The sequence below is a fragment of the Streptomyces sp. AJS327 genome (assembly GCF_013450295.1).
Classification (GTDB): Bacteria; Actinomycetota; Actinomycetes; order Streptomycetales; family Streptomycetaceae; genus Streptomyces.
The window spans coordinates 857,316-883,404 of record NZ_SKBR01000001.1; the positions used below are offsets into that span (position 1 = coordinate 857,316).

Annotated in this window: 25 protein-coding genes; 9 read left to right on the top strand and 16 right to left on the bottom strand. The window is 72.6% G+C overall.

Features of this window, described 5'->3' with window-relative positions:
• Together E0L36_RS03370 and E0L36_RS03375 are read right to left on the bottom strand one after the other, a co-directional pair.
• The gene (locus E0L36_RS03370) at nt 1-1,194 is read right to left on the bottom strand and encodes a glycosyltransferase family 4 protein (RefSeq protein WP_180927342.1); all 1,194 of its coding nucleotides are present in this window, start codon (nt 1,192-1,194) and stop codon (nt 1-3) included.
• Nucleotides 1,195-1,456: 262 nt separating this feature from the next.
• A complete protein-coding gene (locus E0L36_RS03375; protein WP_180927343.1) occupies nt 1,457-2,437 on the bottom strand; it encodes a DUF3068 domain-containing protein in 981 nt (326 codons plus the stop codon).
• 219 nt (nt 2,438-2,656) lie between these two features.
• Between E0L36_RS03375 and E0L36_RS03380 the strand changes: the two genes are divergently transcribed.
• Nucleotides 2,657-3,043 (top strand): hypothetical protein, encoded by a 387-nt coding sequence (locus E0L36_RS03380; RefSeq protein WP_180928718.1) that lies wholly within the window; start codon nt 2,657-2,659, stop codon nt 3,041-3,043.
• Nucleotides 3,040-4,257 (top strand): helix-turn-helix domain-containing protein, encoded by a 1,218-nt coding sequence (locus E0L36_RS03385; protein ID WP_180927344.1) that lies wholly within the window; start codon nt 3,040-3,042, stop codon nt 4,255-4,257. The genes E0L36_RS03380 and E0L36_RS03385 overlap by 4 nt, the downstream gene beginning before the upstream one ends.
• A gap of 125 nt (nt 4,258-4,382) precedes the next feature.
• On the opposite strand, the gene E0L36_RS03390 is transcribed toward E0L36_RS03385, so the two are convergent.
• Nucleotides 4,383-4,748, bottom strand: coding sequence for a MarR family winged helix-turn-helix transcriptional regulator (locus tag E0L36_RS03390; protein ID WP_258016013.1), 366 nt, complete (start codon nt 4,746-4,748; stop codon nt 4,383-4,385).
• A gap of 236 nt (nt 4,749-4,984) precedes the next feature.
• On the opposite strand from E0L36_RS03390, the gene E0L36_RS03395 reads away from it, so the two are divergent.
• Nucleotides 4,985-6,079: an NADP-dependent oxidoreductase gene (locus E0L36_RS03395; RefSeq protein WP_180927346.1), complete on the top strand. Its 1,095-nt coding sequence runs from the start codon at nt 4,985-4,987 to the stop codon at nt 6,077-6,079.
• A gap of 265 nt (nt 6,080-6,344) precedes the next feature.
• Nucleotides 6,345-6,773 carry an organic hydroperoxide resistance protein gene (locus E0L36_RS03400; RefSeq protein ID WP_180927347.1) on the top strand — a complete coding sequence of 143 codons (429 nt, stop codon included), beginning with the start codon at nt 6,345-6,347 and terminating at the stop codon, nt 6,771-6,773.
• A 250-nt stretch (nt 6,774-7,023) separates the two neighbouring features.
• On the opposite strand, the gene E0L36_RS03405 is transcribed toward E0L36_RS03400, so the two are convergent.
• Together E0L36_RS03405 and E0L36_RS03410 are read right to left on the bottom strand one after the other, a co-directional pair.
• Nucleotides 7,024-8,076 carry a zinc-binding dehydrogenase gene (locus E0L36_RS03405; RefSeq protein WP_180927348.1) on the bottom strand — a complete coding sequence of 351 codons (1,053 nt, stop codon included), beginning with the start codon at nt 8,074-8,076 and terminating at the stop codon, nt 7,024-7,026.
• A 597-nt stretch (nt 8,077-8,673) separates the two neighbouring features.
• Nucleotides 8,674-9,573 (bottom strand): SGNH/GDSL hydrolase family protein, encoded by a 900-nt coding sequence (locus E0L36_RS03410; RefSeq protein WP_180927349.1) that lies wholly within the window; start codon nt 9,571-9,573, stop codon nt 8,674-8,676.
• A 376-nt stretch (nt 9,574-9,949) separates the two neighbouring features.
• Between E0L36_RS03410 and E0L36_RS03415 the strand changes: the two genes are divergently transcribed.
• Together E0L36_RS03415 and E0L36_RS03420 are read left to right on the top strand one after the other, a co-directional pair.
• Nucleotides 9,950-10,444, top strand: a complete 495-nt coding sequence (locus tag E0L36_RS03415; RefSeq protein ID WP_180927350.1) for a DUF3145 domain-containing protein — start codon at nt 9,950-9,952, stop codon at nt 10,442-10,444.
• A 219-nt stretch (nt 10,445-10,663) separates the two neighbouring features.
• Nucleotides 10,664-11,614, top strand: coding sequence for a beta-ketoacyl-ACP synthase III (locus E0L36_RS03420; protein WP_180927351.1), 951 nt, complete (start codon nt 10,664-10,666; stop codon nt 11,612-11,614).
• 56 nt (nt 11,615-11,670) lie between these two features.
• On the opposite strand, the gene E0L36_RS03425 is transcribed toward E0L36_RS03420, so the two are convergent.
• The 5 genes from E0L36_RS03425 to E0L36_RS03445 all read right to left on the bottom strand — a co-directional run bounded on the left by E0L36_RS03425 (nt 11,671) and on the right by E0L36_RS03445 (nt 16,636).
• Entirely contained in the window at nt 11,671-12,933 is a 1,263-nt protein-coding gene (locus E0L36_RS03425; protein WP_180927352.1) for a beta-ketoacyl synthase, read from the bottom strand.
• An 82-nt stretch (nt 12,934-13,015) separates the two neighbouring features.
• Entirely contained in the window at nt 13,016-13,264 is a 249-nt protein-coding gene (locus tag E0L36_RS03430; protein WP_180927353.1) for an acyl carrier protein, read from the bottom strand.
• Between the two features lie 75 nt (nt 13,265-13,339).
• A complete protein-coding gene (locus E0L36_RS03435) occupies nt 13,340-14,374 on the bottom strand; it encodes a ketoacyl-ACP synthase III (RefSeq protein WP_180927354.1) in 1,035 nt (344 codons plus the stop codon).
• Between the two features lie 17 nt (nt 14,375-14,391).
• The gene (locus tag E0L36_RS03440) at nt 14,392-15,321 is read right to left on the bottom strand and encodes an ACP S-malonyltransferase (RefSeq protein WP_180927355.1); all 930 of its coding nucleotides are present in this window, start codon (nt 15,319-15,321) and stop codon (nt 14,392-14,394) included.
• A gap of 100 nt (nt 15,322-15,421) precedes the next feature.
• Complete coding sequence (locus tag E0L36_RS03445; RefSeq protein WP_180928566.1) at nt 15,422-16,636, bottom strand: CdaR family transcriptional regulator; 1,215 nt, start codon at nt 16,634-16,636, stop codon at nt 15,422-15,424.
• A gap of 50 nt (nt 16,637-16,686) precedes the next feature.
• On the opposite strand from E0L36_RS03445, the gene E0L36_RS03450 reads away from it, so the two are divergent.
• Nucleotides 16,687-17,358, top strand: coding sequence for a pirin family protein (locus tag E0L36_RS03450; RefSeq protein ID WP_180927356.1), 672 nt, complete (start codon nt 16,687-16,689; stop codon nt 17,356-17,358).
• Between the two features lie 71 nt (nt 17,359-17,429).
• Here the strand turns inward: E0L36_RS03450 and E0L36_RS03455 are convergent, their stop codons facing one another.
• Entirely contained in the window at nt 17,430-18,245 is an 816-nt protein-coding gene (locus E0L36_RS03455; RefSeq protein ID WP_180927357.1) for a serine hydrolase, read from the bottom strand.
• Between the two features lie 82 nt (nt 18,246-18,327).
• Here E0L36_RS03455 and E0L36_RS03460 point away from each other — a divergent pair, with 82 nt between their 5' ends.
• Nucleotides 18,328-18,840 (top strand): MerR family transcriptional regulator, encoded by a 513-nt coding sequence (locus tag E0L36_RS03460; protein WP_180927358.1) that lies wholly within the window; start codon nt 18,328-18,330, stop codon nt 18,838-18,840.
• On the top strand, nt 18,840-19,859 hold the full coding sequence (locus tag E0L36_RS03465; RefSeq protein ID WP_180927359.1) for an aldo/keto reductase: 1,020 nt from the start codon (nt 18,840-18,842) through the stop codon (nt 19,857-19,859). The genes E0L36_RS03460 and E0L36_RS03465 overlap by 1 nt, the downstream gene beginning before the upstream one ends.
• A gap of 119 nt (nt 19,860-19,978) precedes the next feature.
• Here the strand turns inward: E0L36_RS03465 and E0L36_RS03470 are convergent, their stop codons facing one another.
• The 5 genes from E0L36_RS03470 to E0L36_RS03490 all read right to left on the bottom strand — a co-directional run bounded on the left by E0L36_RS03470 (nt 19,979) and on the right by E0L36_RS03490 (nt 25,933).
• Nucleotides 19,979-21,166 carry an alpha/beta hydrolase gene (locus E0L36_RS03470; RefSeq protein WP_180927360.1) on the bottom strand — a complete coding sequence of 396 codons (1,188 nt, stop codon included), beginning with the start codon at nt 21,164-21,166 and terminating at the stop codon, nt 19,979-19,981.
• A gap of 194 nt (nt 21,167-21,360) precedes the next feature.
• Nucleotides 21,361-22,056 carry a response regulator transcription factor gene (locus E0L36_RS03475; protein ID WP_180927361.1) on the bottom strand — a complete coding sequence of 232 codons (696 nt, stop codon included), beginning with the start codon at nt 22,054-22,056 and terminating at the stop codon, nt 21,361-21,363.
• Nucleotides 22,053-23,606, bottom strand: coding sequence for a sensor histidine kinase (locus E0L36_RS03480; RefSeq protein WP_180927362.1), 1,554 nt, complete (start codon nt 23,604-23,606; stop codon nt 22,053-22,055). Before E0L36_RS03480 ends, E0L36_RS03475 begins: the two co-directional genes overlap by 4 nt.
• 195 nt (nt 23,607-23,801) lie before the next feature.
• Nucleotides 23,802-24,680, bottom strand: coding sequence for a DUF4429 domain-containing protein (locus tag E0L36_RS03485; RefSeq protein ID WP_180927363.1), 879 nt, complete (start codon nt 24,678-24,680; stop codon nt 23,802-23,804).
• Nucleotides 24,681-24,727: 47 nt separating this feature from the next.
• Nucleotides 24,728-25,933, bottom strand: coding sequence for an alpha/beta hydrolase (locus tag E0L36_RS03490; RefSeq protein WP_180928567.1), 1,206 nt, complete (start codon nt 25,931-25,933; stop codon nt 24,728-24,730).
• Nucleotides 25,934-26,089: the final 156 nt, after the last annotated feature.

Sequence of the window (26,089 nt, forward strand, 5' to 3'; positions counted from 1 at the left end):
TCACCGCCCGAACTGCCGTGAGCGGGCACTCTCGTCCGCCACCGAACCGCGCGCGTACGCCTCGGCGGCCACGGCCTGGAAGCTCCGTACGGTGTTGGCCCATCGGAAGCGCTCAGCCCGCTGCCGCGCGGCCTGACCCATCGCCTCGCGCCGCTCCCGGGAGAGCGCCAGAGTGCACCAGTGCGCGGCGAACGCGCTCTCACCGGAGGCCAGCAGTCCGGTGCTGCCGTGGTCGACCGAGTCGCGCAGCCCGGGGATGTCGAAACCGACGGTCGGGGTGGCGCGGGTCGCGGCCTCGGTGACGACCAGACCCCAGCCCTCCATGAGGGAGGGGTGCAGCAGCAGCCACGCACGACACAGCAGCCGGTGCTTCTCGCCCTCCGTGACATGCCCGGCGAAGGTCACGTCCGGTCCGGCCATCGCCTCCAGACGAGCGCGTTCCGGGCCGTCCCCCACGATCACGAGTCGGCCGCCGGTCACCGGGCGCACTCTCTCCCAGAGACGCAGCAGCAGATCGATCCGCTTGTACTCGACCAGCCGCCCCATCGCCAGGAACAGCGGCTCGGGCGAGGGCGGCAGCAGCGGAGGCGGCTCCTCCACCCCGTTGTGCACGATGCGGATGTCCTCGCCTGGCACGCCCAGCCCGCGCAGCGCCTCCGCGGTGGACGGGGAGACGGCGACCTTGAGGTTGTTCCGGTGGTTCTGGGCCAGCGCCCAGTGCTCCAGTCGGCGGCCAAGCCGGGCCGCCGGAGCCGGGTACCGCATCCCCCACAGATCGGTGTGCACGTGGTTGACGAAGCAGAGCGTCGGGCCGCTGTGCCACAGCGGAGCCAGGTACGGCATGCCGTTGCACACCTCGACCAGCAGGTCACAGTCGCCCACCTGCCGGGCGAAGGCCCGGCGGGCGCGGAGGAAGTGGCCCGCGTCCCCACCCGCCGAGACCACCCGGTAGTCCCGGTAGGCCGCCGGACCGCCGCACAACAGCGTGACCTGGTGGCCGTGGGCGGTCAGACCCTCGGCGATCCGGTCGACCAGCAGCTCGGAGCCGCCGGCGGCCGGGTTGCCGAGGTCCCGGCGGGCCAGGAAGACGATGCGGCGAGGAGACGGATCAGCGGCACGCTGCCTGGTCGTGGGCGTCGGCACGGAGGACGCGCCCCGTGGTGGGACCAGGGAGGGCGGAACGTGCTGAGGCATAGGTGCTCCGACTCGATCGGGGGCGGTACGGGCCGTCCTAGTGCGGGGGATGCGGGGGGTGCGGCTGCGAGAGAGATACCAGGGGCACACGGGGCGGAGCGGGGCGGCGGTGCGCTCTGGTGGCCTCAGTGTTCGCCGCACCGCGGTGCGGGGCTACTCACCGGCATGACAATTTCGACCCCGTCAGGTGCTCCCGCTTCATCACTTCGCGCTCCTCACGCGCGCCCAAAGTGGGCACGAGGTGTGCGAATCCGCCCACGGCTCACGCCCCACCGGAGGTGTCCCGGCCCTCCAGGGAGGGCTCGTTCCGGCCTCGGCGCCACAACAGGAACCCGCCACCCACGGAGAACACCCCACCGGCGGCGGCCGCCCCCACCGGAGCGGTCTGACCCACCAGCTCCAGCCTGCTGTTGTCGTCCTTGGCGAGGTCAACAGCCTCCCGCTGGGTCTTGGAGGTGAACTCCAACTTGTCACTCTGGAGCAGGGTGACCTTGTCCTGCTTGCCGCCGGGCGCCCGCAGCACCATCTTCGGGCCGGTCTTCGCGTTCAGGATCCGGCCGGTGCGCTCGTCGACTATGAACTCCAGCCCGGAGTTCGAGTACCACTGCTCGGCGTGCACCTGCCCGCTCTTCGGCCGGTCGACCAGGAGCCCCGGAACCTGCCGGGAACCCGCGCGCTGCTGCTCGACGGTGGCGGCGAACCGCAGCCCCTCGTAGCCCTTCACCTTCGCCCGGCCCTTGTACTGGAGCGGCACGGTGCCGCCCAGCGTGCTGTCCCACCAGGTGTAGTCCCGCTCCTCGACGTCGAACGGCCACTTCAGGTAGGCGTCACCGGCGAAGTTCTTCGGCTTCGCGCCGCAGCACCGCACCGGTTTGTTGGTCTCCCGGTCCGTGACCCAGCGCTCCACCGTCCACTGGAACGACTTGCGCGGATCGTCCAGTTTCAGGGTGTCCGGGCTGTCTATCGTCTGGGAGACGTCCCAGACCGCCCGGCCGCTCTTCTCGCTCGCCGACACATTGCCCAGCACCCGCCGGGTCACGGTCAGTTCCTGGTCCTTCCGGGTCTTCACCGCGCTCTGGTCGAAGTAGCTGCCGGTGCCCTTGAACACCGAGGTGACGTTGACATCCGTGGGGGTGCGCTTCGCCCGTGGCTCGACGTACCAGGCAAGCAACGGCGACAGAACGAGCAAGAAGACGCCGAGGCCCAGAAAGACCAGCGCGACAGGAGAGACGGAACGGCGCATAACGGAACACTCCGAGGGTGGTAGAACGCTGCGAGAGCGGAAGACACGTGCGCGTTCGATGAAGAACCGTGAAGGCCCGGTTTGGAGCGGAACCGTAGACAGAGCCTTGACACGGAGTCAATGGTTCCCGAAACTCGGCATCGCGAGAGAAGAGCCCCGGGGCGGGGCGGCGCTGCGCAACCACAGCATCACGCACCACGAAAAGAGGTTCGCCGCGCCATGCACAAACTCCTCGCAGCCGCAGTCACCTGTGTCGCTGCCGCGGCTCTCGCGGTGGGCGCGGCCTTCGGTATCGTCGCCGCGCTCAATGCCACCCCGGAGCAGCCCAACGAGCCGCTCGTGCACTTCCACTCCTCACCGGACGAGGTCCCGGGCTCGGGAGAGAAGTCCGCCACCCCCTCGGCGCCCGCCTCCCCGGCTGAGGAGCAGGGCTCCGGTACCGACAAGCCCGGCGCCGGTGGCGACACCGACGAGCCCGGGCAGCGGAGCCCCGGAACCGGCGCCGACCAGGGCGCCGCCCGTGGCGGTGGGGACGCCGAGCCCGGTGGGGAGGAGCCCGGTGGCCCGGACACCCCCTCTCCGGCGGCCGGGCAGGGTGAGGAGTGACGACGGGCACTCCCCGTTCCGCCTGGCAGGACGTTCCCGCGCCGCGGGTACGGGAGTTCGCGGAGCGGGCGCTCGCCGAGATCCCCGTGCTGGCGGAGGACATCCTCCAGGCCATCCGGCGCGAGTACCCCTCGCTGCCGCTGGCGCTGGACGACTCCGGCGAACCGATGGCGCTCATCGGTATCCGGCGCGCGCTGGAGCACTTCGTTCGCCCGCTGGCCTCGGGGAGCTACACCCCGCATGTGCCACCGCAGGTCTTCCAGCAGTTCGGCAGGGGCGAGGTGCTCCAGGGGCGGAGCCTCGACTCCCTCCAGGCGGTGTACCGGCTCGGCATCCGGCTCTCCTGGCGTCGGCTCGCCGACCTCGGCACCCAGATGGAGATCCCGCCTCCCGCCATGTACGAACTGGCCGACTCCGGGTTCCAGTACCTCGACGGTCTGGTGGCCGAGTCGGTGCGCGGCTACGCGGAGGCCGCCGCCCGTCAGGCCGGTGAGCGGCTCCGTCTCCAGCGCCGCCTGCTCGACCTGCTGCTGACCGAGCACCACCGGGGCCCCGCCGAACACGGTGAACTGCTCGCCGACCGGGCCGCCCGGATCAACTGGCGGCTGCCGCAGACGGTGGCCGTCGCCCTGCTCGTCCGCCCCGCGCCCTCCGCCGTCGCCCCGGCGGTCGGTGACGAGATGCTGCTTGACATGGAGAGCGAACAGCCTCGCCTGGTGGTGCCCGACCCCGACGCGGCCGGACGCGTCGACCTGCTGCGCCGCGCCACGGCCGGGTGGGCGGGCGCGGTCGGGCCACCGGTGCCGCTCGCCGCGGCGGCCACCTCGCTGCGCTGGGCGCAGTGCGCGCTCAGTCTGATGGAACGCGGCCTGCTGCCCTCCGGGGAGTTGCTCTACTGCACGGACCACACCGAGGCCCTGGTCCTGCTTCCCCCCGAGGAACTCATCGAGGGGCTGACCCGGCGGCGGCTCGCGCCCTTGGAGGAGTGCGGCCCCGCGCATCGCAGGCGGCTCGCCGAAACCCTGCTCGCCTGGCTGGAGACCCGCGGTGGCGCTCCGGAGGTGGCGGGGAGACTGGGTGTCCACCCGCAGACCGTCCGCTACCGGCTGCGGCAGATCCGGCAGTTGTGGGGCGAGGACATCGACGAGCCGGACAACCGTTTCGAGCTGGAACTGGTGCTGCGCGCGATGCGCCTGCGCGGCGAGCTTGGCTGACCGGTCAGGGTGTGGGCCTTGCACCCCGGTGTCCTGACTGATCTTCCAGTGGTGCACTGCCGTACCTCCGTGGCTCGGTTCCTCAGAGGGCTGGTCCCGCCGGAGCCGGACGGGCCCGGCCCCGATCAGTCGTTGGTGAGCATCCGCCGCAGCAGGTCCCGCAGGAGGGCGCGCTCGGCGGGAGAGAGTTCGGCGAGTGGTTCACGTGCGAAGTCCAGCCCGCCGCGCAGCTGTTCGGCGGTGGCCACGCCCTCCTCGGTGGCCGCCGCCAGCTTCACCCTGCGGTCCGCGGGGTCCGGACGCCGCTCCACCAGACCGCGGTTCTCCAGCCGGTCGACTATGCCGGTGATGTTCGACGGCTCGCACTTCAGCTGCTGGGCGACCTTCCGCATGGGGGTCGGTTCACGGGCGAGGAGGGCGAGCACCCGGGCCTGCGCGCCGGTGAGCGAGAACCCGGCGGCGGCGTGCTCGTACTCCTCGTGATACCGCATCACGACGGTGCCGATCAGCTCGACCACCTCCAGCGTGACCGGATCCCCGGGGGAGGCGCCGGACGCCCCCGCGGGCGCCTCGGCGGCCGACGGACCGGCTGGTGTGGTGGGCGAATCCTGGCTGTTCTGTGGGGGACTGGAAGCCGACATGTGGTCAGCTTACCTCGATGCTTGACATCATGAAACATAGCCGAGCATGATTCTTTCACTGCCTGAAACGAATGGGAGCCCGACTCATGAGCCTCTCTGCCGTCCCCTCCTCCTCTCCCTCTTCGCTCTCTACTTCTCCCTCCGCCTCCGCTCCCGGGTCCACGGAGGCGTGGCCCCGCTTCGGCCGTGCCTGGCACCTGGTCTCCCGGCCGAGCGGTCTGCCGGAACCGGCGGACTTCGCCCTGCGGGAGATCCCGGTGGTCGAACCGGGTGCGGGGGAGATCCTGGTGCGCAACCTCCATCTCTCGGTGGACCCCTACATGCGCGGCCGGATGGACGACGTCGCGTCCTACCTGCCGCCCTTCCCGCTGGAGGAACCCTTGCAGGGCGGGGCGGTCGGCGTGGTGCTCGCCTCCCGAGCCGAGGGCTTCGCACCCGGTGACCACGTCCAGCACATGCTGGGCTGGCGGGAGTTCGCGACGCTGGGTGCCGAGCACGCGGTCCCGGTCTCCGCCAAGGCCGCGCCTCTCAGCTTCTATCTCGGCGCGCTCGGTCTCACCGGCCTGACCGCCTACGCCGGACTGCTGGAGATCGCCTCCCTCCGGGAGGGGGACGCGGTGTTCGTCTCCGGCGCCGCGGGTGCCGTCGGCAGTCAGGTCGGCCAGATCGCCCGGATCAAGGGCGCCTCCCGGGTGATCGGGAGCGCCGGTTCGGACGCCAAGGTCCGTGTGCTGACCGAGGAGTACGGATTCGACGCCGCGTTCAACTACCGCTCGGCCCCGGTGGCCGAGCAGCTGCGCGCGCTGGCTCCGGAGGGGATCGACGTCTACTTCGACAACGTCGGAGGAGAGCATCTGGAGGCCGCGATCGACTCGATGAACGTCTTCGGACGGGCCGTTATCTGCGGCATGATCAGCCAGTACAACGCCACGGAACCCCCGGCGGCGCCCCGGAACCTGAGGCAGATCGTGGGGAAGCGACTGCGCCTTGAGGGATTGGTCGTTACGGACCACCTCGCCTCCCGCCCCCAGTTCGTCGAGGAGACGTCGGCCTGGATCCGCTCCGGTCAGCTGATCTACCGCGAGACGATCGAGCACGGCATCGAGAACACCGTGGACGCCTTCCTCCAGCTGTTCTCCGGTGGGAACGACGGCAAGATGATCGTCAGCCTCGCGGAGTGAGGTGCCGGAACCCCTGAGCTGAAAAACCGCCTGTCCGGCCCGGTCCGCCCGCGCCTCCGCGCCGTCGCGTCTGGGGCCCTCCGCTGCCGGTCCGGCCGGTCCGACCAGTGGATCGCCGCCCACCCGCCCACCCGCCCACCCGGGTCCGCCGCTCAGGTGCGCTTTCCGTCCTCTCGTGAGTCGCCACACCGGCCGGGGGAACCCCGCTCCGGTGAGGGACCGGCGCGGCACCCCGCTCGCGCCACCGCCAACCAGGAGGAATCCCATGGCAGTTCAGCCCGTCGAGGTCAGCTACACCGCCGTCGCCACCGCGGAGAACGGCCGCGACGGCCGGGTGTGCAGTGACGACGGAAGACTTGACGTGGTGGTCAACCCGCCTCGTGAGATGGGTGGCAGCGGGGCGGGCACCAACCCGGAGCAGTTGTTCGCGGCGGGATACAGCGCCTGCTTCCAGGGAGCCCTCAGCGCCGTCGCCCGTCAGGAGCACGTCGACATCTCCACCTCCACGGTCACGGCCCGGGTGGGGATCGGGAAGACCTCCGACGGAGGTTTCGGACTCACCGTGACGCTGTCGGCGTCCATCCCGAAGGTGGACCGGGCCACCGCGCGACAGTTGATGGAGCGGGCCCACCAGGTCTGCCCCTACTCACGGGCCACCCGCGGAAACATCGAGGTGACCCTGGATGTCAGCTGAGCCCCGCCCTACCGCCGCTCCCGCCCGGTCGGCGGTGCCCGCACCGTCGCGGTGGGCGGTCCGCCACACCGGTAGGGCGCACGCCGCGCGGCGGGCCAGGTCGCGTGCCTTGTCGTGGCGGGCGGCTGCCGCCCACCGGCTTCGGGGCTGTGCCGCCTTCGTGGTCCGACCGTGGTGGCCGCCCGGTTCGCGGACGGCGTCGTCGCTGGGTGCCGCCCGCCGGGTACCGACGGGCGGTGGAGTGGGCGGCTCAGTCAGTGCCGGGGCACAGCAGAACCTTCCCGACCTCGGGGCCGCCGCTCTGGGAGAGCGCGACGGCCCGGGGGAACTCGCTGAGCGGCAGCGCGTGGCTGATCAGCCGAGCAGGGTCCAGCTGGCCCGCCGTGAAGGCACGTACCGCGTACGACCAGGCGGCTGGTGGCGCCCCGCACACCGTGCGGACCGTCAGCTGATTCGTGATCAGGTGGCCAGGGTCGATGCCCCGCGCCGTCTCGTCGAAGCTCCCGGTGAGCACGGTACGGCCGCCGCGTCGAGCCAGCTGACACGCGTCGAGTGCGCTCTCGTTCGCTCCGGCCGTCTCCACCACCAGGTCGCAGCGGCCCCGCAGGGACCCGAGGTCGTCCGGGGTGTGGATGCCGGACGCGCCCAGGCGCAGCGCCCGCTCCGCGCGGTACCGCAGCGGGTCGACGACGAGCAGTTCGACGGGCGAGACGGCGGCGAGCAACTGCACGGTGAGCAGCCCCAGTGTTCCGGCGCCGAGCACCGCCACCCGCTCACCAGGGCGCGGTTCGCCCGCGAGGACGGCGGCTGCCGCGACGGCGCCCGGTTGGAGGAGCGCCGCCGCGGTCAGGTCGGCCTCGTCACGCAGGAGATGCAGCAGCCGGGCGGGCAGGGTGAGCGCGTCCGCGAAGGCGCCCGGAAGGGTGACTCCGGTGATCTCGGCTCCGCCGAGGCAGAGCGGCGTGGCTCCCTCCCGGCAGCGTGCACAGCTCAGGCAGGAGCGGATCCCCTCCGCGACGACCTTCCGGCCCAGCAGCGACGGGTCTGTGTCCTCGCCCACCGCGTCGACCGTCCCCGACCACTCTCGTCCCGGGGTCACGGGGTAGCGCGCGTCGGCGACGTGCGGCGTCCCCTCGTACAGCGCCCGCTCGGTCGCGCTGACGCCCGCCGCGTACACGGCGACCCTGACCTGATGTGGTCCGGGGAGCGCGGGCACTCCGCGCACCAGCCGATACTGTCGCGGTCCGTCGACAACGACAGCTCGGGCGCTGGTCTCGCGCGTCGCATGTGGTGCGCCCGTCATCCCACCCCTCCGTTCCCGCCGTTCCGGTGGCGGGCAGTACGGCCACGACTCCGTGCCAGGGAGGATTCTGCCGCCGCCGTGGCACGTGCGGCGAGTGGTGCTGAGGGGGGTCCGTGGGGAAATGGCCACTCCGACGAGGGGATCGGGCCGCCCCGTTCTGGGGTGGACTCCCGATGGGGTGACTGGTCGTGGAGCGGCGCCGAAGTGCCCTGTCACGCCTCCTTGCCGGGCCGGAGGAGCGGTCGTGGGGCGCCCTCGCGGGAAGGTCCGCCGGGTCCGTCCGTGCGCCGGGCCCGGAGTCGAGTGGGGCTGGGGCCGAACCGGCGATACCCAGCCGGTCAGGTGGCTGGTGCCGTTCGGGAGTGGTGGAGCGTGGGGCTGGTGTGTGGCGGTTCACGAAGCCGTGGCTCCGCTTTCGTGCGCCCGGTGTGCGGGCAGCCGCGTCCTGTCCGAGATCGGCCGGAAATCCCGGGGTGGCATCGAGGGAGGGAGGAGCGCTCGGGCGCGGGACCGGGCGATCCCCTCCCGCGCTCGCGCCGCCCGCTGGCGCAGGGAGCCTCCGGGCATCGCCGTGCCCGGCCGGAGCGGGACGCTCCGTCAGCGGCCGGCTTCCCCCCTCGCGGTGATCTTCCGGTGGGCGAGCGCGGCCAGTTCCCGCTGACCCTTCTTGTTCGGGTGGAAGGTGTCCCACTTGCTGAGCTGGGAGCCGGAGAAGCGGTAGCCGTGTACGGACCCACCGTCGTAGCGGCAGCGCCGGTCCTTCCGGCACTCCGCGCGCAGCACGCGGTTGTAGGCCACCACCCGGTCGTGCACCTGGGTGCGGCGATCCTTGGCGGCCTTGTCCTGGGAGTTCGGGTCCTTGAGCATCGACTGGCAGATACCGAGCCGCCACACCTCCTTGCCGATCCCGAAGTTGCTCTTCCGTCCTTCCGCCCAGAGCCGCTTGAGGTTCGGCACGCTCGCGACGTAGACGTGTGCCTTCCGGTCGACGCGGCGCAGTTCCCGGAAGGCGGTGCGAACGTCGTTTCGGAAGTCCGCGGTGGAGGTCATCTGCGCGGTCCTGTCGGTGCAGGCGTCGTTCGCCCCGGCGAGCACGGTGATGAGATCCGGCTTCTGTTTCGCGGCCTTCCGCATCTGCTGGGACAGCTCGGAGACGCGCGAGCCGGTGTTCGCGAAGTTCCAGGTGCGCTTCTTCGGAATGTCCAGCCGGCTGGCCAGGCTGCGCACCTCCCCGTTGGCGCCGGTCACCCAGGAGGCGTCGGGGCAGTCGGACAGCAGCGCGCAGGCGTGGAAGCCGCGGGTGATGGAGTCCCCCACGGCGGCGATCGAGTCGGGGTTGCGGTCCCAGAGTCGGGGTGGTGGCCCGGTCGGACGGGGGGCTTTGTTGGCCTTCGCGGACCCGATGCCGTTGCCCGGGTCCTGTGCGGAGCCGAGTCCACCGCTCACGGCGGCAAGCGAGGCGCCAGCCGCGATCACCGTGGTGAACGCGGCGATCATGACGGCGAGGAGGCGCCGCCGGGGACGTCGCGAAGACGGCTCGGGAGACCCTCCGTGCCCTGGCGAATCCCTGTGCGACTCCGACATCTCCGTCCCCCCGTTCGGCTTCCCCTATGACGATGTGCTCGGCACAAGGCCTTGTCGCACGATAACTTTCGCAGGGTGAGAGGCGGACCAGTGCGGGTCGCACTGTCACGTGGATATTACATGGCGTCACCTCATGTCCCTTTCGGGGAGAATTGACTGTCATGGTGTTTACTATTCGTGGCCTCGGGCGCCGCGGGATGGCCCCGAGGAGCGCAGAACCAGGCGCCCACGCCTGATCGGTAGGCAGCCGAGGTAGCCGGCAGGCCCTTGAACCGCAGTGGAGGTCCCGGTGACGACACGTGGAGTTCTGTACGTGCACTCCGCGCCCCGCGCGCTGTGCCCGCACATCGAATGGGCGGTAGCGGGGGTTCTGGGCGCCCGCGTCAGCCTCGACTGGATCAGACAGCCAGCGGCTCCCGGAACCTGGCGCGCGGAACTCTCCTGGCAGGGGGAGCCGGGCACCGCGTCGAAGCTCGCCTCCGCCCTGCGGGGATGGCATCTGCTGCGCTTCGAGGTCACCGCCGAGCCGTGCCCCGCTGCGGAGGGCGAGCGCTACAGCTCCACCCCGGACCTCGGGATCTTCCACGCCGTCGCGGGGATGCACGGCGACATCCTGATCCCCGAGGACCGTCTGCGCGCTGCCGTCCTGCGGTCGGCGAGTGGCGAGAGCGAGTTGGAGGCGGAGATCTCCAAGCTGCTCGGCAAGCCCTGGGACGACGAGCTGGAGCCCTTCCGGTACGCGGGTGAGGGTGCCCCGGTTCGCTGGCTCCACCAGGTGGTCTGAGCCCACGTCAACTCCGGAACATCGCTCGGACGGGGGCTTCCCGAGCCGGTCTCGTTCCTGGTCTCGCTCTCCTGGCCCTCGGTCACCGAAGCCGGAGAAGCCGTCCGCTCCTCGGCGGCCGCCGCTCGGTCACACCGCGAGGGTGTGCACAGGAACCGGCCCCGAGATTTGGCGTCCGCGCGCGCTGCCCGAAACGCCTGACGGGAGCAGGCTGAGGGCATGACACATGGGACGTATGGAACACGTATCGCGGCCCTCGGCTATCACCAGCCTGAACGGGTGCTGACCAACGACGACCTGGCCCAGCTGGTGGACACCAGCGATGAGTGGATCCGGCAGCGGACCGGCATCGTCACCCGCCATGTCGCCGAGGACGAGTCCGTGGCTGATCTGGCCGCTGCCGCGGCGGGCAAGGCGCTGGGGGAGTCCGGGCTGGACCCCGCCGAGATCGGCCTGGTCACGGTCGCGACCTGCTCCGCCCGGGACCGCTGTCCGTCCACCGCGGCGACGGTGGCGGGGCGCCTGGGCATTCCCACCCCGGTCGCCTATGACCTCAACAACGGCTGTGCCGGGTTCACCACGGCGCTCGCCGCCGCCGAGCACTCGGTACGGGCCGGTGCCGCCCGGCACGCCCTGGTCATCGGGGCGGAGAAGATGTCGGATGTGACGGACTGGACGGACCGTTCCACCTGTGTACTGCTCGGCGACGGTGCCGGGGCGGCCGTGGTGAGCGCTGGCGGGGAACCGGGCATCGGTCCGGTGCTGTGGGGCTCGGACCCGGCGCTGGGCGGTGTCGTCCGACTGCGGGACGAGTGGCGGCCACGGTTCGCGCAGGAGGGGCAGGCGGTCTACCGCTGGGCGACCACCACGCTGCCGCCGCTGCTCCGCGAGACCTGCGAGCGGGCCGGGGTCGACGTCGCCGAACTGCGGGGCATCGTCACCCATCAGGCCAATCTGCGCCTGGTCGAGGCGGTGTTGCGGCAGCTGGACGCGCCGAAGGCGGTGATCGCGCGGGACGTGGTCGACTCCGGTAACACCTCGGCCGCCTCGGTGCCGATCGCGCTGGCGAAGCTGGTGGAACGGCGTGAGATCCCGGCCGGGGCTCCGGTGTTGCTGTTCTCCTTCGGTGGGGGACTCTCCTGGGCGGGCCAGGTCGTCTCCTGTCCCTGAGCCGACCGCCCGGCCGACGCGGCGAAGGCCGTTCGGTCGGGCGGTCGCTCGGTGGGTCAGGGGGTGCGGAAGGCCAGCACCACGTTGTGACCGCCGAACCCGAACGAGTTGTTGAGCGAGGCGATGCGGCCCTCGGGCAGCGGCCGCGCCTCACCTTGGACGATGTCGGCGTCCGCCTCCGGGTCGAGCGTGTCGATGTTGATCGTCGGCGGGGCGACGCGGTGGTGCAGCGCCAGGATGGCGGCGACCGACTCGACGCCGCCCGCGCCGCCCAGCAGGTGTCCCGTCATCGACTTGGTCGCGGAGATCCGCATGTGGTCGACGTGGTCACCGAAGACCTTGCGCAGCGCCTTGATCTCCGCGATGTCGCCCAGCGGGGTCGACGTGGCGTGCGCGTTGATGTGCACCAGCTCGGCGGGGTCGATGTCGGTGCTGGCGACGAGGTTCTGGAGGGCGTGCGCGATGCCGTTGCCGGACGGCTCGGGCTGCACGATGTCGTGGCTGTCGGCCGAGAGGCCCTGCCCGACGGCCTCGGCGTAGATCCGCGCCCCGCGTGCCGCGGCGTGCTCCGCGGACTCCAGCACGATCATCCCGGCGCCCTCGCCGAGGACGAAGCCGTCCCGGTCCACGTCGTAGGGGCGGGAGGCGCCCTGCGGGTCGTCGTTGTTCTTCGACATCGCCATCATGTTGCCGAAGGCGGCGATCGGCAGCGGGTGGATGGCGGCCTCGGTGCCACCGGCGATCACGACGTCCGCCCGGCCGGTGCGGATCATCTCCACGCCGTAGCCCACGGCCTCCGAACCGGAGGCACAGGCGCTGACCGGAGTGTGCACGCCCGCGCGCGCGTTGACCTCAAGGCCGACGTTGGCGGAGGGGCCGTTCGGCATCAGCATCGGGACGGTGTGCGGGGAGACCCGCCGAACGCCCTTCTCTCGGAGGATGTCGTACTGACCGAGCAGGGTGCTGACGCCGCCGATACCGGAGGCGACGACGGCCCCGAGCCGGTCCGGGTCCACGGCGGAGTCGGAGCCCGCCGGACCGGTGTACCCCGCGTCGGCCCACGCCTCCCGCGCTGCCAGCAGTGCGAACTGGGCCGAGCGGTCCAGCTTGCGAGCCTGCGGGCGCGGGATGATCTCGGTCGGCTCGACCGCTACGCGCGCGCCGATCCGAACGGGCATCTCCTCAGCCCACTCCTCGTCGAGGACCCGGGCAGCGGAGCGCCCGGCGACGAGACCTTCCCAGGTCGAAGCGATGTCGCCACCCAGCGGTGTGGTTGCGCCGATACCGGTGACGACCACAGTGCGATCGGTCGCGTTCACAGGAATTCTGTCTCCACTGGTAGAGGGTGATCTGTTGGAGCCACCCGGAGTCCGGGTGGCGACACACGCGTCAACGGCTGTGTCAGCTCTGGTGCTTGAGGATGTACTCGGTGGCGTCCCCGACCGTCTTGAGGTTCTTGACGTCGTCGTCCGGGATCTTCACGTTGAAGCGCTCCTCGGCTGCGACGACCACCTCGACCATGGACAGCGAGTCGACGTCCAGGTCGTCCGTGAAGGACTTGTCCAGCTGGACGTCCTCGGTGGGGATACCGGCGATCTCGTTCACGATCTCGGCGAGACCGGCGACGATCGCTTCCTGTGTGTCGGCCATTGCGACGCTCCTTCGGTGTTTCGCGGTGGTGGTCAGCGGCCGGCACATCGGCGTGCCAGGCCGCTCGGATCTTGACTAGGGGAGGGTAACGACCGTCGCTGCGTAGACGAGACCCGCCCCGAAGCCGATGACAAGCGCGGTGTCACCGCTCTTCGCCTCCCCGGTCGCCAGCATCCGCTCCATGGCGAGGGGGATGGAGGCGGCGGAGGTGTTGCCCGTGGTCTCCACGTCCCGGGCCACGGCGACCTGCTCCGGTAGCCCGAGGGTTTTCACCAGGGAGTCGATGATGCGCATGTTCGCCTGGTGTGGGATGAACACGTCCAGTTCGCCGGGGGCGATCCCGGCCGCGTCCAGCGCCTGCTGGGCGACCTTCGCCATCTCGAAGACGGCCCAGCGGAAGACCGTCTGGCCCTCCTGCCGGATCGCCGGGAACCGCAGTTCCCCGCCGTCGTCGACGGGGAGTTCGCGTACGTCGCCGACGCGGAAGTCCTCCCAGGGGATGGTCTGCGAGATGACGTCCGCCTTGTCGCCCTCCGAGCCCCAGACGCTCGGCCCTATGCCGGGCTCCTCGGCCGGGCCGACGATCACCGCGCCCGCGCCGTCCCCGAAGAGGAAGGCGGTGGTGCGGTCGGTGAGGTCGGTGAGGTCCGAGAGCCGCTCGACGCCGACCACCAGAACGTGTTCGGCGCTCCCCTCGCTGATCAGTCCCTTGGCGATGGTCAGCCCGTAGCCGAACCCGGCGCAGGCCGCCGAGATGTCGAAGGCAGCGGCCTTCCCGGCGCCGAGCCGGTGGGCGATCTCGGTGGCGATGGAGGGCGTCTGCTTGAAGTGCGAGACGGTCGAGATGATGACGGCGCCGATCTGGTCGGCCGCGATCCCGGCGGAGGCCAGCGCCTTGCCCGCCGCGGTGAGCGTCATCTCGGCCACTGTCTCCTCGGGGCCTGCCCAGTGCCGGGAGGTGATCCCGGAGCGGGAGCGGATCCACTCGTCCGAGGAGTCGATGTGCCGCAGGATCTCCTCGTTCGGCACGACCCGGGTGGGCCGGTATCCGCCGACGCCGAGGATGCGCGAGTACGGGGAGCCCTTCGGGGGCTTGATCTTCGCGGTCATGCTGATGGCCTCTCGGGTCAGGCGGTCACGTACTCGGCGACGAGCTCGCGGGCGGCGTCGAGGTCGTCGGGGGACTTGAGCGCGAGGGTCCGCACTCCGGGCAGAGCACGCTTGGCGAGACCGGTGAGGGTGCCACCGGGGCAGAGTTCGAGCAGCGCGGTGACCCCCAGCTCCTGGAAGGTCTCCACGCACAGGTCCCAGCGGACCGGCGACGAGATCTGGCCGACCAGCCGGTCGACCACGTCCGCGCCGGAGGTCACGACCTGGCCGTCCAGGTTCGAGACATAGGGCACCGTGGGGTCACCGGGTACGACGTCGGCGACCTCGGACCGCATGGCCTCGACCGCGGGGGCCATGTGCCGGGTGTGGAAGGCCCCGGCCACCTTCAGCGGCCGGACCCGGCTCTTCTCCGGCCGGTCCTCGGCGAGCGCGGCCAGCGCCTCGGTGGTTCCGGCCGCGACGACCTGACCCGCGCCGTTCATGTTCGCCGGGGTCAGCCCCAGTCGCTCCAGGTGCGCCGCCACCTCCGCCGGGTCGCCGCCGAGGACGGCCGACATGCCGGTGTCCGTGACGGCGGCCGCCCGCGCCATGGCGGTGCCGCGGGTCCGCACCAGACGGACCGCCGTCTCCGGGTCGAGCACTCCGGCGAGGACCGCCGCCGCCAGCTCGCCGACGCTGTGGCCGGCGGTGGCGGTGTGGACCTCGGCGGGCTTGCGGTCACCGAGCAGCTCGTGCGCCGAGATCAGCGCCGTCGCGACGAGCAGGGGCTGCGCGACCTCCGTGTCCAGGATCTGCTCCGCGTCGGCCTCGGTGCCGTAGTGCGTCAGATCGAGGTCGATGGCGTCCGACCACGCCGCGAGGCGGTCGGCGACGCCGGGGAGGTCGAGCCAGGGGGTCAGTAGGCCAGGCTTCTGAGCGCCTTGGCCGGGAGCGACGAGTACGAGCACTCTCTCAGCCTCTCCTGTGGAGTGAGGTCCCCGCCGGTGGGGACCGAGACGAAGAACCGTCAGGGGTTTTGTCCACCTCTGACAATCGACGGATGTGAGCCTAGGGGTATCCGCCGTAGTCCGTGAGACGGCCCAGGATCAGCGCGATACGCAGAGTGAAGGCGGAGCGGACGTCCGACGGCGACCAGCCGGTGACGTCCGTCACACGTCGCAGCCGGTAGCGGACGGTGTTGGGGTGCACGAACAGCATGCGTGCGGCGCCCTCCAGACTACTGGCCTGTTCCAGGTAGACGCTCAGGGTCTCCAGCAGCGCGGATCCGGCCTCTTCCAGGGGTCTGTAGATCTCCTCCACCAACAGGTTCCGGGCCACCGGGTCCCCGGCCATCGCGCGCTCCGGCAGCAGGTCGTCGGCGAGTACCGGACGGGGCGCGTCCGGCCAGGCGGCGCACGCCTTGAGCCCGGCGGCGGCGGCCTGCGCGGAACGGGTCCCGGAGAGCAGGTCGCCCACCAACGGACCAGCCACCACCGGACCCGCCGCGAACGGGCCGATCAGCGACTTCGCCATGCGCAGCGGATCGTCGGAGCCGCCCGCGATCACGACCAGCCGGCTGCCCAGCACCCCCGTCAGCACCTGGAGTTTGGCGTGCCGGGAGGCGCGCCGGATGGCCTCGACGGTCAGTTCGCTGTCCCCGTCCGGCGCGGTGCCCAGCACCACGGCGACGTGGTCGGGGGAGTTCCAGCCGAGCGCGGCGGCTCGCGACACCGCGCCCTCGTCCGCCTCGCCGGACAGCACCGCGTTGACCACGAGCGACTCCAGCCGCGCGTCCCAGGCGCCGCGCGCCTCGGCGGCCTGCGCGTAGACCTGGGCGGTGGCGAAGGCGATCTCCCGCGCGTAGACGAGCAGCGCCTCGCGCAGCACCGCCTCGTCGCCGGGGGCGGCGACCTCGTCGATCGCCGCCTCGACCACCTCGATCGTGGTGCGCACCATCTCCACGGTCTGCCGCAGGGTGATGGCCCGGGTCAGCTCGCGGGGCGCGGTGCCGAACACGTCGGTGCTGATGGCCTGCGGGGTCTCCGGGTGCCGGAACCACTCGGTGAAGGCGGCGATACCGGCCTGGGCCACCAGGCCGATCCAGGAGCGGTTCTCCGGCACCATCGCGCGGTACCAGGGCAACTGCTCGTCCATGCGCGCGATGGCCGCGGCGGAGAGCTTCCCCGAGGACTGCTCCAGGCGCCGCAGGGTCGCCGCGTGCGGGTGGCCCTGGGAAGGGGGTGAGGGTTCTTGGGCTTCGGGCACGGGACAAGCCTGCCTTATCGGGTGGCGGGCGCGGCCCGGGGGGCGCTTGCCCGGTCTACGGTGGATGGATGCTTCATCTGTGGCGGAGTGACGACCGGTACCGCGGTGGTGATCCGGAGGCCGGGATCGACTCCCGGCACGCCTTCTCCTTCTCCGGGTTCTACGATCCGGACAACGTGCGCTTCGGGCCGCTCGTGGCCTGCAACGAGGAGCGGCTGGAGCCGGGTTCGGGGTTCGACTTCCACCCGCACCGGGACATCGAGATCGTGACGTGGGTGGTGGAGGGGGAGCTGGAGCACCGGGACTCGACCGGCCAGGCCACCGTGGTGCGGCCGGGCGACGTGCAGCGGCTGGGCGCCGGATCGGGTGTGCGGCACCGCGAGTGGAACGCCGGGCCCGAGCCCCTGCGGTTCGTCCAGATGTGGCTGTTCCCCGGGGAGTTCGGCGCGGACCCGGACTACGAGGTGGTGCGCGGTATCGCGGACAGTACCCCCTTCGCCCTGCCCCGCTCGGAGGCCGTTCTGCACGTGCGGCGGTTGCGGGACGGCGAGCGCGCCGCCGTGCCGGACGCCGCCTGGGTCTACGTCCATCAGGTGCGGGGCCGCGCGGCCCTGGGCGGCGAGACCCTGGGGCCGGGTGACGCGGCCCGGGTGACCGGTGCCCGGGGGTTGGAGGTGGCCGCGCTCGGCCCGGCGGAGCTGCTGGTCTGGGAGATGCACGCGGAGCCGGAGTACGGCTAGCGCGCCCGGGGCCACCCCGGTCGCGCCCGCCGGGGACGCCCCGCGGCCACCCGGGCGCACGCGGGCGGCGCTCAGCCCGCCAGCTCCGCCAGGACGGCGTCGGTGAACGGCGGCCAGACCTCCGTCGCCCACGGCCCGAACGCGCGGTCGCCCAGTACCACGCAGGCCGCGGCGGCGTCGGGGTCGATCCACAGGAAGGTGCCCTGCTGCCCGAAGTGGCCGAAGGCGCGCGGTGAGGAGGAGACCCCTGTCCAGTGGGGGGCCTTGCCGTTCCGGATCTCGAAGCCGAGGCCCCAGTCGTTGGGCTTCTGCTGGCCGTAGCCCGGGAGCACGCCGTTGAGCCCGGGGTAGGCGACCGAGGACGCCAGCCGGACGGTGCTCGGGTCCAGCAGTTTCGGTGCCTGTACCTCCGCCGCGAAGCGCACCAGGTCGTCGAGGCTGCCGACGGCGTCCTTCGCGGGTGAGCCGGCCAGTTCGGTGGAGGTCATGCCCAGGGGGTCGAAGACCGCCTCGCGCAGGTAGTCGGCGAAGGGGATGCCGGTCGCCGCTTCGAGGTGCTCGCCGAGCACCTCGAAGCCCGCGTTGGAGTAGATGCGGCGGGTTCCGGGGGTGGCCATGGTCCGCGGCTCGTCGAAGGCCAGCCCGGAGGTGTGGGCCAGTAGGTGCCGGACGGTCGATCCCTCCGGGCCCGCCGGTTCGTCCAGCTCGACGGCGCCCTCCTCGACCGCGACCAGCACCGCGTAGGCGGCCAGCGGCTTGGTGACCGAGGCGAGTTCGAAGCGGTGGCCGGAGGGGCCGCGGCTCCCGGCGACGCCGCCGTCCGCCCGGACCACGGCCGCCGCCACGGTCGGTACCGGCCAGTCATCGATCATCCGCAGGCTCTCCATGGCCCCGACCCTAACGCCGGTCGGAAAATCGGCCGCCATCGCACTTGCCTGGAGCGCGCTCGAAGTCCGTAGCGTTCCTCTCATGAGCGCGACCACAACCGAACTGAGGCAGCCGGGTCCGGAGTTGGCGGCCGCCCCCACGGTCGCCGCGGGGCCGGAGACCGCGCGGCGCCGCGCGAACGGGGCCTGCGGACCGCCCCTGCCGCACCCCCGGCCGGACGGCGAGGACCACTACACCATCGGCGAGGCCGCGGAGCTGAGCGGACTGAGCGCGCACACCCTGCGCTGGTACGAGCGGATCGGGCTGATGCCGCACGTGGATCGGTCGCACACGGGCCAGCGCCGGTTCACCAACCGGGACCTGAACTGGCTCACCCTCGTCTCACGACTGCGGCTGACCGGAATGCCCGTGGCCGACATGGTGCGCTACGCGGAACTGGTGCGCGCGGGAGAGCACACCTACCCCGAGCGGGAGCGGCTGCTGCGCGCCACCCGAGAGGACGTACTGCGCAGGATCGCGGAGCTGAGCGACACCCTCGCGGTACTCGACAGGAAGATCGACCACTACGCGGAGGCACCCGGAGGGGTGAGCTGATGAGCATCGGCAGGATACCGACGGTACGGCTGGGCACCGACGGCCCGGAGGTGAGCGCGCAGGGCTTCGGCTGTATGGGCATCTCCTTCGCCTACGGCCCGACCGACGCCGAGGAGGCCCGCGCCACCCTGGAGCGCGCCGTCGAACTGGGCGTCACTCACTTCGACACCGCGGACGTCTACGGACGTGAACCGGGGGACAACGAGCGGTTCATCGCGCCGTTCGTCCGGGCGCACCGGGACCGGGTGGTGCTGGCGAGCAAGTTCTCGCTGGTCGTCGACCGGGAGACGGGGGAGCGGCTGATCCGCAACGACCGGTCCCATATGCGGCGTTGCGTGGAGGACAGCCTGCGGCGGCTCGGCGTCGACGCGCTCGACGTGTACTACCTGCACCGCCGGGACGTGCGGCGGCCCATCGAGGAGACGGTCGGCGACATGGCCGAGCTGGTCCAGGAGGGCAAGGTGCGACACCTCGGCCTGAGCGAGGTCACAGCCGACGAGCTGCGCGCGGCGCACGCGGTGCACCCCATCGCGGCACTCCAGTCGGAGTGGTCGCTCTTCAGCCGGGACGTGGAGCGGCACGTGGTGGGCGCCGCCGCCGACCTCGGCGTGGCCTTCGTCGCCTACTCGCCCCTCGGACGGGGCTTCCTCACGGGCTCGTTCACCGACGCCTCCCGGGAGCTGACCGCCGAGGACTTCCGCGGTGGGCTGCCGCGCTTCTCCGGGAGCAACGCCGAGCGGAACGCGGCGCTTCTGGAGGACGTGCGCGCGGTGGCGCGGGCGCACGACGCGACGCCGGGGCAGATCGCGTTGGCCTGGGTGCACCAGCGGGCGCGGCGGTGGAACCTGAACGTGGTCCCCATTCCGGGCACCCGCCGCCGGGCCCGGGTCGAGGAGAACACCGCCGCCGTCGGAATCGAGCTGTCCGAGGCGGAGCTGGCGTCGCTGGAGCCGATCGCCGGGAAGGTGGCCGGTACCCGCCACGCGGACATGTCGTTCACCTCCGCCGGACGGGAGTGACGGCGCGCGGAAGGGCGTGCGGATTCCGGCCCGGACCGCCGGGCGCGGTGCGGGGCCGCGTCCGGCCGGAGCCGTTCGGAACGGCCCGCGGCGGTCGGGGGTGTGACGGGGCGGGGTGGTCACCGTCCCGGCCCACACCACCGTGAGGCGTCCGTGCACCGTACGGCGTCGAAGGAACCGAGGGTGATCCGGGCGAAGTTGGCCAGTGACTCCGTGCCGGGCGTGAAGTACCCGGCGTGCCCCCGCGACCCGGAGGTCGTGACGACCCGCGCCCCGAAGCTCTCCGCGGCCGGGTCGGGCCCGTGGCCCAGACCGAGCAGCCGCGTGTGCGGGACGGCCGCGATCCAGTCGCCCGCGCCGCGCGCCGCCCACACCCGGATCCGGTCGCCGAGCCCCGACACCGCGTCCGCCCCCGTGCCGGGCGAGCCGAACAGCACCAGATCGGACAGCTCACCCGGACCCAGGTCCCGCGCGGCCCGCCCGCAGACCACCGAGCCGTAGCTGTGGCAGAACACGGCTGGCGCGGGTACGTCCCGTGCGGCCAGCCCGCGCAGCAGCTCGGCCAGCCGGGGCGCGCCCGCCGCGGCCAGCCGCCCGGTGGCCGCGTCCACCCCGATTCCCTTCGGCGTGGTATAGCCGGTCCAGGCGATGACGGCGGTGCGGGTGCCCGGCGCCTCCTGGGCCATGCGGGTCCGCAGGGCGCGCGCCATCCCGGCCGGTGTGCCGTACCGGTTGGCGCCGTCGCGGTCGAAGGAGGCCAGGTCGATGTCGGTGCCCGGGACCGTCACGGCGGTGTGCCGGGCCCGGAGCAGGTCCCCGTACACCTCGGCGATCTGGCCGCGCCCGCGGGGGTCGAAGGCCAGGAAGCGGCGGCCGGGGGCGAGCAGCGAGCGGTACCGTTCGACCCGCTCCCGGGCCAGCTTCCGGTCCGCGCCGCTGGCCGACGGGTCGTCGGCGCGGCGCCCGGCCGCTTCCGAAGCCGCCCGCAGGGCCAGCCGGTTGGCCGTGTAGCGCAGGGCGATGGGGGCGCCGTCCAGGTTGCCGACGACCTCGGGGTGCCGGTGGGCCAGCCGTCGCCGCTCGGTGAAGGAGAGCCCGTCGAAGAAGTCCGCGACCCCTCGGGGCGCGACCGTGGCGGGGTCGGGCAGGGAACGTCCGAGGGAGCCGTCGGCCCGCCAGGCGGCGGTGCCGGGCGGCGGGCCGGTGACCGGTTCCTGGCGTTCCCCGGAGATCCAGCCCACCGTGGTCGACACGGTGGCCAGGCAGAGTACGGCGGCGAACAGGGCGCGGAGGAGACGGCGCGGCACGGTGGGCACTCCCTTCCGCCACCCCGGTCGCCGGGGCGGCGGACGGAGCGTCCGCCGGGGGAGAGGGGCGCCGCGTCACCCCGTGGTGCTCATCGCCGGGCCCCACCGGGGTAGGGGGAGTACGGGGGACGTACCGGGAGGGGGCGGCGTGGAGCGGACGCGAGGCCGCACCCGTGGTGCCGTGCCCCGAGGCCCTAGCCGTCGCCGGGCGCGATCAGCCCCGACTCGTAGGCGAAGACCACCGCCTGGGCCCGGTCCCGCAGCCCCACCTTGGCGAGGATCCGGCTGACGTGCGTCTTGACCGTCTGTTCTGCGAGGAACAGCGCCTCCGCGATCTCGGCGTTCGACTGGCCCCGCGCGATGAGTCCCAGCACCTCCGTCTCCCGCTCCGTCAGCCCGTTCAGCCGTACCGCCCGGGACCGCCGGGCCGCTGGCCGCTGTCGCGCGAAGTCCGCGATCAGCCGCCGGGTCACCGAGGGGGCCAGCAGCGCGTCGCCCTCGGCGACAACCCGGACCGCGGCGATCAGGTCGGCGGGTGGGGCGTCCTTCAGCAGGAACCCGCTCGCCCCGGCGCGCAGCGCCTCGTAGACGTAGTCGTCCACGTCGAAGGTGGTGAGCATCAGCACCCGCGGCCGCCGTACGTCACCCGTGGAGGGGTCGAGTAGCCGACGGGTCGCCTCCAGCCCGTCCATCTCGGGCATCCGCACGTCCATCAGCACGACGTCCGGGTGTTCGGCGCGGCAGACCGCCAGCGCCCGCTGGCCGTCCGGGGCCTCGCCCACGACGTCGATATCGCTCTGCGCGGCCAGCAGCGCGGCGAATCCCGCACGCACCATGGCCTGGTCGTCGACGATCACTACCCGGGTCGCCGCCGTCTGCTCGCCGTTCATCCGCTGCCGGGCCCTCCGTCGTGCTCCGTGTCGTCTGCTGTGGTCGGTGGCGTGGCGCCGCCGGTGCCGTGCCGTGGCCGGGCCTCCCCCGACCGGGCGGCGCGGCCCTTTCCGCGCCGGAACCGGCCCTGCCGCGCGGGGTGCTCGGCCGTGCCGGACGGGTCCTTCGGCACGTCTGGTCCGGGAGCCGGGTCGGCGACGCCCCTCGGAACGTCCGGCCCCCGTTCCGCGTCCGGCTCGGCGACCGGCAGTCGCGCCGCGACCCGGAAGCCGCCGCCCGGCAGGGATTCGATCTCCAGCTCGCCGCCGACCAGCCGTACCCGCTCCCGCATGCCGACCAGGCCGTGCCCGGTCCCCGAGGTCTCCACCGGAGCCCCGGCGGGCCCGCTCGGTGGGCCGTTCACCACCAGGACCCGCAGCAGGGGCCCCTGTCCGTCCACGGTCACCCGGGTACGCGCCCCCGGCGCGTGCCGGACGACGTTGGCCAGCGCCTCCTGCACGACCCGGTAGGCGGAGAGCGTCACCGCCCGGGGCAGCTCCCGCCCCTCGGGCACGTCGACGGACAGCTCGGTGGGCACACCGGCGCGGACCGTCGCCTCCACCAGGCCGCCGAGCCGGTCGAGTCCGGGCTGCGGGGCCAGGTCCCCGCCGGTCTCCGCGCTGCGCAGCACCCCGAGCAGGCGGCGCATCTCGGAGAGCGAGGCCCGTGCCGTGGTGGCGATGCTGCCGAACTCCTCCCGCGCCGCCTCGGGCAGCTCCGGCAGCCGGTAGGGGGCGCTGTCCGCTTGCACCGTGATGACGGACATGTGGTGGGCGACCACGTCGTGCAGCTCGCGGGCGATCCGGGCTCGCTCCTCCAGCAGGGTGCGCCGGGACCGCTCGGCCTCGCTGATCGTCTCCTGCTCGGCGAGCCGCTGCTGGGCGTCCGCGCGTTCGCGCACCACCGCGCCCAGCAGCAGCACGATCCCGCTGACGATGACGAGCAGCACGTTCGCGCCGTCGCTGCGCTCCGGGGCGAGGAAGCCGAGGCCGAGCGAGACGACCGCCGTCACCAGCCAGACGGAGACCAGCGTGCGACGGCTCTCCCGCAACGCCAGCGCCAGGCAGAGCGCCACGTACCCCACGATGGCCATCGGGGGCCAGGGCCAGTCCCGCCCCGGAGGCAGCGGCACCGTCAGAAGCACCAGCGCACCGGCGGTGTCAGCGCAGACGATGATCCACCAGGCGGGCAGCGGCCGCACCACGGCCAGCAGCAGCGGCGCGCTCTGCGCGACCGCGAGCCCCCCGGCGAGCGCCCCCGACAGGCCGTAGTCGTGGGAGAGGACCTGGGCGGTGGTCGGGATCAGGATGATCGTCAAGCTCAGCGCGACCGCGTAGGGCAGCCGCCGGACCCACCGGCTCCGCGCGTCCGCGAGCAGGGGCTGGGCGGAGGGGGCCGGGGTGAGGAGAGCGGTGACCAGCGCCCGCAGCTGTCGCCGTCCGGCCTCCAGCGCCCCGGGATCCGGCGGCGCGGGGGACGCGCGCGGGGGATCCGGCGGTATGTTCGACATCGCTGGTCAGCGTAGAGCTTGGGGTCACCCGGCGCGTCATACGGAGGTAGGGGGAGGGCTACCCCGGTACGGGGTCGTCGCGCTCCGGCAAGTCACCCCGCCGGGTACCGGCGGTCGCGAGGGGCTACCGCGGTAGCTGAGTCGTACCGTAGTTCCCGGTACGACGGCCGGGGCGGGGCGGCCCGCCGCCGGGGTTCAGAGCTCGGCGAGGAGTTCGGCCTTCTTCGCGGAGAACTCCTCGTCCGTGATCAGACCGGCCTCGTGCAGTTCGCCGAGGTGCCGGATGCGTTCCGCGATGTCCGCCGGGTCCGAGCGGACCTGGCGCACCGGCGCCGTGGGGCGGTGCTCCGTCTCGGGCGCGGCCGTCGGCCCCACCGAGCGGACGGCCTCCAGCACCGAGGCGGCGAAGGGCAGCGACTCGTAGACCAGCCCGTACCCCAGGCCGAAGATCACCGACGCGGGGTCCTGGTCAGCCTCGCCAGGCGGTTCGGTGCCGCGCAGCCGCAGGCGGAGGTGGCCGTTGAGCACGTCGGGCGAGCGCCACTCCACGCCCTCCAGCTCCCGGACCGAGAACGACTGGTCGCCCGCCTTCCACTTGGCGGAGGAGGCGCCCGTCCAGAACCAGCGGAAGCTGACCGTGTGCCCGTCGAAGGCGGCCTTGCCGTCGTACGCCTTGAAGCTCAGCGGGGCGGCGGGCGCCGAGACCATGTGCCAGTCGGCCTCCTTGGCCGCGTCCGGGCCGAGCACCGCGCGCAGTTCCGTCGCGTAGTAGTCCGCCAGGGTCTCCCGCTCGGCGGGGAGCACCAGCCGGTAGGGGTCACTGGCCTCTTTCAGCTGCCCGTCGGCGGCCTCCACCAACGGGTCGGCCCCTCTGCGGGGTACCGCGCGCAGCACGACCGTGCCGCGCTTGCCACCCGGCGCCAACTCGACCGCGCTCAGCGCCTCATAGGGGATGCGACGTTCGCCGAGGACGTGAAAGAGCTTCGGCGTGCGGATCCCCCGCTCGAAGCGGATGAGCATGGAGTCCGTGTCGAACTCCCAGGTGGAGTGAATCCCGACCAGTACGTCACCCATGTGGGTCATCGTATGCGGCGCTGGGCCGTCCGTCCCCCTGTACAGCACTACGCGCGTACATCGTCGCCCCCGCCGCAGCCCCGCTCAGCGCGCACACACTCCACGGCAGCGGGGGTGCCGACCGCGATCGCCGTAAAGTTCGCGAGACTGCGCGTCCCCGGAACGAAGTACCCCGTGTGTCCGACGGCACCCTCCGCCGAGAGCCGCCGGGCGCCGAAACCGGGCGAGACCGGGTCGGCGCCGTGCCCCAGCCCGCCGACGTTCAGGTGCGGCACGTCGGCGATCCAGTCGTCGCCGTCCCGCGTCGACCAGACCCGTGCCTCGGTCCGCAGCCCGTCGACGTTGTCGGCGCGCATCCCCGGGCTCCCCGACACCACGATGTCCGAGACCCGGCTCGGCAGTCCGGCCGCCGCCTCACCGCAGACCGTGGAGCCGTAGCTGTGGCAGAAGAGCGCGACGGGGCTCGTGTCGCGGCCCGGGAGCCCCGTGACGAAGTCGTCGAGCCGTTCGGCGCCCTCCTCCGCCAGCTCACCCGAGGCCGCTTCCACCCCGAGTCCGGACGGCGCGGTGTAGTCGGCCCAGGCGATGGTGGCCGTGGGCAGGTCCGGGGCGCTCGACCGCTGCGCGGCGTGCAGCGCGCGCGCCATGCCGACCGGCGCCGAGTAGGCCCGCGCGGACTTCTGGAAGGTCAGGACGTCGGTATCGACCCCGGGCACGATCACCGAGACGCGCCGGGCTCGGTCCAGGTCGCCGAAGACCTCGGCCGCCCTGCCGCGCCCGGTCGGGTCGAAGGCGATGATCTGCCGACCCGGCTCCAGCAGGGAACTGAAGCGGTGCGCCCGACGGTTCGCCGCCTCACGCCCCTCGTCCGTCAGCCGGTGGTCGGCCATCCGTCGCCGCTCCACGTCCCGGGCCTGACTCAGCGCGGTGCGGTTGGCGCGGTACCGCAGGCTGGTGGGCGCCCCGTCGAGGTTGCCGACGATGAGCGGGTGCCGTTCGGCGAGCCACTGCCGTTGGCCCACGCCGAGCGTGTCGAAGAACCGGGCGACCTCCCGCGGCCCGGCGTCCGTGGCGGGGAGCGCACGACCCGCGAGACGGTCGCGGACCTGCTGGTCCCGGGCGTCCGCGTGCCATTCCCGCTCCGCGGCGGCGTACGGTCCGGGCGGTGCGTCGCCCTGCCGCACCGTGGTCCAGCCGGTGGTGAGCAGCAGCGCGAAGACGACAGCCAGCACCAGCAGCGCGCGCCAGGCCATGCTGCCCGGCTCCGCGACGGCGGTGGGAGCCGCCCCGGACAGCGGGCCGCCGAAGGCCGAAAGGTCGGGAGAGTTCGTCACTGGGGCGCCACCCTAGGAGATGGTCCGGACGGACCGAGGCACCGGCCGGGGCGCCGTGAGCCATCTCACGTCGCG